The organism is Vampirovibrio sp. (assembly GCF_041737375.1).
Taxonomy (GTDB): domain Bacteria; phylum Cyanobacteriota; class Vampirovibrionia; order Vampirovibrionales; family Vampirovibrionaceae; genus Vampirovibrio.
The window spans coordinates 36,268-44,275 of the sequence record NZ_JBGSRV010000017.1 but is presented as its reverse complement, the minus strand read 5'-3'; the positions used below and the strand labels follow the sequence as shown (position 1 = coordinate 44,275).

Genomic DNA, 8,008 nt, shown 5'->3' with positions numbered 1-8,008 from the left:
TCATTTGTAGCATCTGAGTGGCTCCAGCGCCTTCACCAGCTGCGGCGCCTGCACCCGCAGTGCCGCCCAAGACGCCGCCACCGGCTGCCGTGCCTGCGGTAGGAGTACCGGCCATCATGGTGCCGCCGCCTAATACAGTGCCTGCCCCAGCAGTACCACCAAAGATACCGCCACCTAATGCGGTGCCAGCACCAGCAGTACCGGCCATGGTGCCGCCGCCTAATGCAGTGCCACTAGCGCCGCCCAAGACGCCGCCGCCTGCTGCGGTGCCTGCCCCAGCAGTACCAGCTTGCGCACTACTCATTTGGGGATAACTATATGCGGTAGGCATAAGGCCACCGGCTCCAATTCCAGACATTGACATCTTGTTCTCTCCTCTAAAATTCGCGCTTTTTATCTCACAGCGTTTATTGTTTAAATGTTTCTTTCAGCGTGAATGATCGGTCATGCATCATTCATGGCGCTATCAATACTTTTTTACATTGCACTTGGCAGCAATTCCTTAAAAAATAAAAACATTCAATAAACAGCAATTGCCTCCTTTTTGTTTTTGTTACTTTAATAACTACTGATTCATTTCGACGAATATGATGGACCTGAAAGGCCCTTCCGCCCCATTTATCCCATGCCAACTGTTAAGAAAAAGCCATCTCATGACGCACCCATTGATATCCAAACCGGGTTTTGCCAACGCACTGACTGATTGGTACAAAGCGGATCACCGACAACTGCCCTGGCGTGACACCACCGATCCTTATGCCATCTGGCTCTCAGAAATTATGCTGCAACAAACCCAGGTTAAAACCGTGCTGGATTATTACCGGCGATTTCTGGCCCAATACCCCACCATTTCGGCTTTGGCCCAAGCACCGCCCGATCAGGTTTTAAAATTATGGGAAGGCTTGGGTTACTATGCCCGCTGCCGTAATTTACAAAAAGCAGCCCAACAAATGGTAGAAAAACATAACGGGCAATTTCCACAAACATTGGCGGAAGCGGAAGCCTTACCCGGCATCGGTCGCAGCACCGCTGGGGCCATTTTAACCTTTGCCTACGGACAAAAGCACCCCCTGCTGGATGGCAACGTAAAGCGGGTGATTAGCCGTTTGTATGATGTTGATCAGGACATTCAAAAAACGGCGGTCATCCATCAAATGTGGCAAGCGTCTGAAGAACTATTGGCGGAAAGCACCGAGCCTCATTTATTCAATCAGGCCATGATGGAATTGGGGGCCACGCTATGCTCGCCGCAAAATCCACGCTGCCTGCTTTGCCCGGTCAAACGGTTTTGCGATGCTTGCGCCCACGGCACCCAGCATGAACGCCCGGTGAAAGCCCCCAAAAAAGCAACGCCCCACCATACCATTGCGGTGGGTATCATCTGGAACGATCATCAGGTTTTAATTCAACAACGGCCTGAAAATGGTCTACTGGGCGGGCTATGGGAATTCCCCGGCGGCAAGCAGGAGCCTGAGGAAACGCTGGAGCAAACCGTTTTTCGGGAAATTAAAGAGGAACTGGGCATTGAAGTGACGGTGGGAGAGAAAATTACCGCCGTCAAACACGCTTACACCCACTTTAAAATTACGCTGCATGCCTACCATTGCGCCTATCTGGGGGGCGAACCCAAATCTCTAGCCTCTCAAGGCTGGCAGTGGGTTAGCCCCGATGCACTGGAACAGTTTGCCTTTCCCAAAGCCAATAAAACAGTGCTTACCCAACTACTAAACGACTGGCAAAACAACCCCGTGCCGCCGGTTATCGATGGTTCAAAAGCCGAATGCGCACTTTTGCCCTCATGAGCGCAATCACAATTTTAAACCACCAAAAGACCAGCCCAGCCCTGCGGCCTGTTTACTTAGGCTTGAAAAGCCCGGTAAATGCCCTGAACAAAAAAGTATAGCCCCAACAAACGCAAGGCAGGCCCCAGCACATAAAAAGCGCTGGAAGTGCCGGATAAATACGGGTTACTGGAAGCACTGCCCACCACCTCCCAAACGTTCATTAATTCCGTTTGGAACGGCAAGGCCAAAAAAGCGCCCGCCAAGACGGAGAACACCACCAATAAACTGAGTTTCCAGTTTCTTTTATAACCCGCCAGCCGATGGGCCAGCCCTCCCGCACTTTTACCCAAGCCGTAAGCCAGTAAAAAAGCCAGCACCGGCAAGCCAAAAATACGCAGCACCCCAATGGCCATCAGCCAAGGGTGCAGCCACCCATAACCCAAGCCTAAACCCAGACCCACAGCCCCTGCCGTTAACCAGTGACGCAATGCCACCTGTGCCAAGTGGCTGGGCCTTTTTTTAGCGCAGCCGGGGCATTTAAAGCCCACCTCGTACATCACCATACACTTGGGGCAAATGGGCGTTTCACACTCAGTGCAACGAAGCCGGGTAAGGCTTTGAGGATGAGCGGTACAAGGAATATTAGAGGAATCGGTGGGGGATGACATGAATGAACAGCCGGTTTCTACAAGCTATACTGTAACGGATTATGGGGTTGCGGTCGAATGTTGGCCAACTTTTTATGGGCTTATAACGCTTTTAAAGCCAGAATTTTAGAAGCGACGGTTTTAAAACGGTGGCTTTAAAGCTAGAATAGAAGCATGTTTTTCGTATTGCTTTGCTTAATTATTGCCGCCTTGCTGATGACCGGCAACTCACCCGATCCATCGGGCTGGATGATGCTGCTGGGCCTGGGCTGGCTGGCCGGATTTCTGGATTGCCGGATGTTCGCAAAATCCGATCAGGACAAAAGCCGGGTTTTGCCCCCGGATGTGGATGAACCCTCCAACGACCAAGCCATTTTTAAATCCTGAGAAAGGCATCATGTCGCAAGCATTGGTTCGAAAGCTCCGCGACAAACTCGGAGCAAGATATATTCTGGATAAACCAGAAGAACTCGCCACCTATGAGTGCGATGCCTGCGTCTTGATTCAAAAAAAGCCGGATTTGGTGGCCCTTCCCAAAACCCCGGAAGAAGTGGCCTTTATTGTACAAGCCTGCATTGAGGCCAACGTGCCTTATACCGCCAGAGGGGCAGGCACCGGGCTTTCCGGCGGAGCATTGCCCATGCAAGGCGGGGTGCAAATTGGCCTGAACCGCATGGATCGCATTACCGAAATTGACGAAGCCAACCGCACCGCTACCGTCGAAGTGGGGGTCATCAACGCCAGCCTGAATTTGGCCTTAAAAGCGCACGGCCTGTTCTACGCCCCGGACCCTTCCTCTCAAAGCGCCTGTACGCTGGGGGGCAATATCGCCGAAAACGCAGGGGGCATCCACTGCATTAAATACGGGGTAACCACCGATCATATTTTAGCCCTGCAAGTGGTTTTGCCCGATGGCACCCTCACCTGGATGGGCGGCAAAAACCGTCGCAGCCATGGCCCCAATCTGGTGGGCTTAATGGTGGGTTCTGAAGGCACTCTGGGGGTGATTACCCAAGCCATTGTAAAACTCACCCCTGTACCTGAAAAAGTGCGGGTTTATCTGGCCGCCTTTAACAGTGTGGCCGATGCGGGCGGCACGGTGGCCAGCATCATTCAAAGCGGACTAATGCCCTCGGCTCTTGAGTTTATGGATGCTTTTACCGTGGTGGCCGTCAATCAGGCCTTCAACGTGGGCTTCCCCGAAAATGCCGAAGCGGTTTTACTGATTGAACTGGACGGCTACCCGGCCCAGTTACTGCACGATGAAATCAAGCTCAAGGAAATTCTGGCCGCCCATCAGGTTAGCCAAATACGGGTTGGGGAAACCGAAGACGAGCGGGCCGCCTTATGGAAAGCCCGTAAAGCCACAGTGGCGGCCTATGGTCGTTACGCCCCTGCCTTTTACCTGAATGATACCGTTATTCCCCGCAGCCAGCTGGTTCCCTTACTGGAAAAAATTTATGAAGTGGCCGAGCGCTATGATGTCATCATCTGCAACGTTTTTCATGCGGGCGATGGCAATCTGCATCCGCATGTATTGTTTGACCCCGACAACGCCGATCAGGTGCGGCGGGGCATGCAAGCGAGCGAAGAAATTCTGCATGCCTGCCTTGCGGTGGGCGGCGCACTAAGCGGAGAACACGGCATCGGCATTGAAAAATCCGAACTAATGCCCTTACAGTTCTCCCCGGAATCGCTGGAAACCATGAAAAAACTGAAGCGCATTTTTGATCCGGCCAACCTGAGCAACCCGGAAAAGATTTTCCCCATGCGAACCGCTTGCGGCGAGGCCCGCCATGCCATCAGTCCCAGCCTGCTAACCGGGGAGGGCTTATGGATTTAAAGTTATCCACCGCCCCGCAAGCCCCCCAACTGGCTTTGCCTTGGGATTTTGCAGGCAAAAACGGGCACAAGCTCACCCCGCAAACGGCCCCGCAAGTGGCCCAATGGTTGCAATGGTGCGAGGCCCAAGACAAACCAGTGGCCTTCAGCGAAACAGAGGCCGCCCTGTTGCCAGAACCCTTGTGGCTGGATTTATCAGCACTCAATCAGGTTCGCCAGCACCCGGTGGCGGATTTTATCATTCAAGTGGAATGCGGCATGACCTACCGGGAATTGTTGGCGGTAGTGGCGCCTCATCAACAAACCTGGCCGCTCAGTTACCCGCCCAACATGAGTATTGGCCAGATTTTAGCGGAAGAGCGACCAGCGCTGGAAACCGGCTTGCGGGGATACCCACGGGATTATGTGCTGAAAACGGAACTGGCCACCCCCAATGGACAAATAACCGTGAGCGGGGCGGATGTGGTTAAAAACGTAACCGGATACGACCTAGCCAAGCTGCACATTGGGGGACACCACGCCTTTGGGGTGCTAACCTCGGTTACCCTGAAGCTGACGGCCTTGCCCCAAGCCCGCAGGCAATGGCTGTACGAGTTAGAATCCCTGAATAGCGCCTACAGCTTTTTAACCCGGTTAATGGACAGTAAGCTGCCGCTGAATGTGTGCGAATTGTTTCAGCAAAAATGGCAATGGTTCCTGCTGATTGAAGTGACCGGGGATGATCTGATTATTGCCCAGTACGAAGAGGTATTGGCTCAATTGGGCGGCCCCAAACCTTCTGTTTTGGATACCCGAAGCGGACAGGCCCTGATTTTTGAATTGCAAAACCAGCTGGAAGCGCAAACCCTGATTGAGGTTTCCTTTCCGCTCAACCAATGGCAGGGCTTTGTTACCCAAATCAGCAAGCAAAGCTCCTTGGGGGAGCTGCGCCTTCAGGTTCGCCCCGCGGCAGGACTGGTTTATATCCACGCCACCCGGCTGCCCTTTGCCGCCCTGCGCTACCTGAAAGAACAGGCCCAACCGTTTGAAGGCGTTTTGCAGATCCTGCGAATCGCCAAAAGCGATGTAACCGCCACCTCGGAAGCCACCGCCATCTTCGCCGAGTTTAACATTCCCCCTCAACCCGTTTTGCGCCACTTGCTACGGGATTTAAAAAAGAGCTATGATCCCAAAGGCATTTTGTTTACGCCTAGATTGCCCTTAGCCCAAGCCTTATCGTGAGTCCCATGAACCCCAACCCACTGCCCCACTTGCAACTGGAACTGGACAAGCTAAAAGCTTGTATCCATTGCGGCATCTGCCTGCCTGCCTGTCCTACCTATAAAGTCACCGGCTCAGAAGCGGAATCGCCTCGTGGGCGGCTGTACTTAATGAAAAAACTGCTGGAAGGCCAACTGGCCCCCGAAGCGGTCAAGCCCCATCTGGATCAGTGTTTGGCCTGCCACGGCTGCGAAACGGTTTGCCCCTCTGGCGTACAGTATGGCAAGTTGCTACTGAGTACCCGTGAAGACATGGCCCAGCAGGATACCAGCGGCTTGCGGGCCTTCAAACGACTGATTTTCAGCCAAGTCCTGCCCAATCATGGTTTATTGGTGCTGGGAGGGCAGTTGTTAAGGCTGTATCAACGCAGCGGCCTGCAAAAAATGGTTCGCCAACTGGGGTTATTGAACATAGCCCCCTCGCTGGCCCATCAGGAAGGCTTGCTGCCCGAAATTCCGGCCCGAAAAGCACTCCGGGCGGGGGCTGGCTTTGGGGATCCCACCGGGGAAACCGTGGCCCTGCTCACCGGCTGCGTAATGGATATTTTTTACAACCCGGTGCACTGGGACACCATTGAGGTGCTGGCCGCTAACGGCTACTGGGTAGTCATTCCAGAGCAAGGCTGCTGCGGAGCCTTGGCCCACCATGCCGGAGAAACCGATATTACCCGCCAACTGGCCGAAGCGCTGGTGGAAAAAACCCTGAAAGTGAACCCCCAATGGATTGTGGTGAACTCCGCCGGTTGTGGCTCCAGCATGAAAGAATATGGCCATTTGCTGGCCACCAATTCGCTGATTGCGGAAAAAGCGGCCTTGTTTTCGGAACGACTGGTAGACGTGATGGAACTGCTGGCCAAAAAGCCGCTGGCCCCCTTTAAAAATTACGCCATGCACGAAACCGTCACCTATCATGCGGCCTGCCATTTGTATCATGTCCAAAAAGTCAAACAGGAACCTATGCAATTGCTGGCCCAAATACCGGGAGTGACACTGGTGCCACTTACCCAGATGGAAGCCTGCTGCGGCAGCGCCGGTATTTTTAACGTGGAACATCCTGAATTGAGCGGCGAAATACTGGATGTGAAAATGGAACACCTGCAAACCGCTTGTCATCAAGGCGGGGCTTCCACGGTAATCACCGGCAATCCGGGCTGCATGCTGCAACTGGAAAAAGGCATTCAGGACAGCCATTTACCCATGCAAGTGCGTCATCCTGTTTCCATTCTGGCCCAAGCGTACCGCTCTCCCCAAAGTACCACCCCCCTCAACCCCAAAAGGACCCCGCAATGAAACCAGGGCTGAAGGCAGGCGATTTTCACGAGTTTTTTATTCAGGTACAAGAGGACATGAGGCCCAAGTTCGGGGATCAGGTCATTCACCCCCTGTATGCCACCGCCGCCATGTTAAACCACATGGAATGGGCCGCCAGACAACAAGTGGCCCCCTATCTGGAAGCAGGCGAAGAGAGCGTGGGCTATCACATTGATTTAAAGCACATGGCCGCTACACCGGTTGGGGCCACCGTTCGGGTGCGCTCAACGGTTACCCATGTGGGCAATACCAAAGTGGTTAGCCGGGTGCAAGCGTGGCATCAGCAGGTTCAAATCGGGGAAGGGGCTTTAACTCAGGCACTGGTTCAGGCCAGCAAGTTGTATGCGGTGGTTCAAGATTTTTCGCCCCCCGAAAAAAACACCCCCAACCCACCCCTCACCGTGCCGATGGCCGAACTGCTTTCAGCCGATGGCCAAAGCGGCTTTCGATTTGAAATTTTAAAGTGGGAAACCGGCCAGTTTCCCTGCTCTCGTTATGATGAATGGCTGATTTGCCAGATCAGCGCCTTTGCCCCTCATCAAGCACCCCAAACCTACAAAGGCCCTTTTTTACTGAGACATGAAATTGAAGAATGGCTGGAGGCGGCCACCCGACTTGGCAAAGGCCAAAGCGGCAGTTTTCAGTCTGATTTTTTGGAACCCGTGTTAGAGCTGGCTTGGGCGGATGCCGGGGAGCCGGGAACCTCTGATTGTGTGGTTCGTTTGTCCCAATTGAACCTCGATTTGCCCAGCGGCAAGCAGGACACTTTGACCCTTCGCCTCAGCGTTACCGAAAAAGCATTGGCCCGCTTTGCCCTCCAGTTACGAGATCAACTGGATGGCTTTCCCAGCAAGCTTTAAGAAAGCCCGCTCATTTATATATATTACCGTGCTTTTTAAATCCCCCCAAAACAGGCCATCCTTTGTATAATCAAACAGTTAAGAATTTGACTTGCCTTATTTTTCAGGTAGAATTAGCCGGTACTTAATAAATATTTTTTTAACTTTACAAAGCAAAAGCCTGTTATCCATTTTTCTAAAAATCAGCGCCTTAACGTGTAAAAACAGTAGGCGTAAAACATGAAAAGCAGCTCGGCTCATGGCTTTGAATGCCATTTCAAGTCGGGTATCGCCCTGATGTTGCGAGCATTTGTAAAGTAATAATG

7 protein-coding genes and 1 pseudogene are annotated in these 8,008 nt (G+C 52.9%); 6 read left to right on the top strand and 2 right to left on the bottom strand.

Going from position 1 to position 8,008, the window contains the following annotated elements:
* A pseudogene (locus ACEW81_RS11420) lies at positions 1 to 364 on the bottom strand (hypothetical protein); the annotation flags it as partial.
* A gap of 289 nt (positions 365 to 653) precedes the next feature.
* Here ACEW81_RS11420 and mutY point away from each other — a divergent pair.
* The gene (gene mutY / locus ACEW81_RS11415; RefSeq protein ID WP_373533114.1) at positions 654 to 1,802 is read left to right on the top strand and encodes an A/G-specific adenine glycosylase; all 1,149 of its coding nucleotides are present in this window, start codon (positions 654 to 656) and stop codon (positions 1,800 to 1,802) included.
* A gap of 56 nt (positions 1,803 to 1,858) precedes the next feature.
* Here mutY and ACEW81_RS11410 read toward each other — a convergent pair whose 3' ends face one another.
* A complete protein-coding gene (locus tag ACEW81_RS11410; protein WP_373533113.1) occupies positions 1,859 to 2,452 on the bottom strand; it encodes a B-box zinc finger protein in 594 nt (197 codons plus the stop codon).
* A gap of 153 nt (positions 2,453 to 2,605) precedes the next feature.
* Between ACEW81_RS11410 and ACEW81_RS11405 the strand changes: the two genes are divergently transcribed.
* Genes ACEW81_RS11405 through ACEW81_RS11385 form a run of 5 tightly spaced genes read left to right on the top strand, consistent with a single transcriptional unit; the run spans position 2,606 to position 7,703 of the window.
* Positions 2,606 to 2,818: a hypothetical protein gene (locus ACEW81_RS11405; RefSeq protein ID WP_373533112.1), complete on the top strand. Its 213-nt coding sequence runs from the start codon at positions 2,606 to 2,608 to the stop codon at positions 2,816 to 2,818.
* 10 nt (positions 2,819 to 2,828) lie between these two features.
* Positions 2,829 to 4,274: an FAD-binding oxidoreductase gene (locus ACEW81_RS11400; protein WP_373533111.1), complete on the top strand. Its 1,446-nt coding sequence runs from the start codon at positions 2,829 to 2,831 to the stop codon at positions 4,272 to 4,274.
* Complete coding sequence (locus tag ACEW81_RS11395; protein ID WP_373533110.1) at positions 4,265 to 5,494, top strand: FAD-binding oxidoreductase; 1,230 nt, start codon at positions 4,265 to 4,267, stop codon at positions 5,492 to 5,494. Before ACEW81_RS11400 ends, ACEW81_RS11395 begins: the two co-directional genes overlap by 10 nt.
* Before the next feature lie 5 nt (positions 5,495 to 5,499).
* The gene (locus tag ACEW81_RS11390) at positions 5,500 to 6,822 is read left to right on the top strand and encodes a (Fe-S)-binding protein (protein WP_373533109.1); all 1,323 of its coding nucleotides are present in this window, start codon (positions 5,500 to 5,502) and stop codon (positions 6,820 to 6,822) included.
* Positions 6,819 to 7,703, top strand: a complete 885-nt coding sequence (locus ACEW81_RS11385) for a thioesterase family protein (protein WP_373533108.1) — start codon at positions 6,819 to 6,821, stop codon at positions 7,701 to 7,703. Before ACEW81_RS11390 ends, ACEW81_RS11385 begins: the two co-directional genes overlap by 4 nt.
* The last annotated feature ends 305 nt before the right edge of the window (positions 7,704 to 8,008 follow it).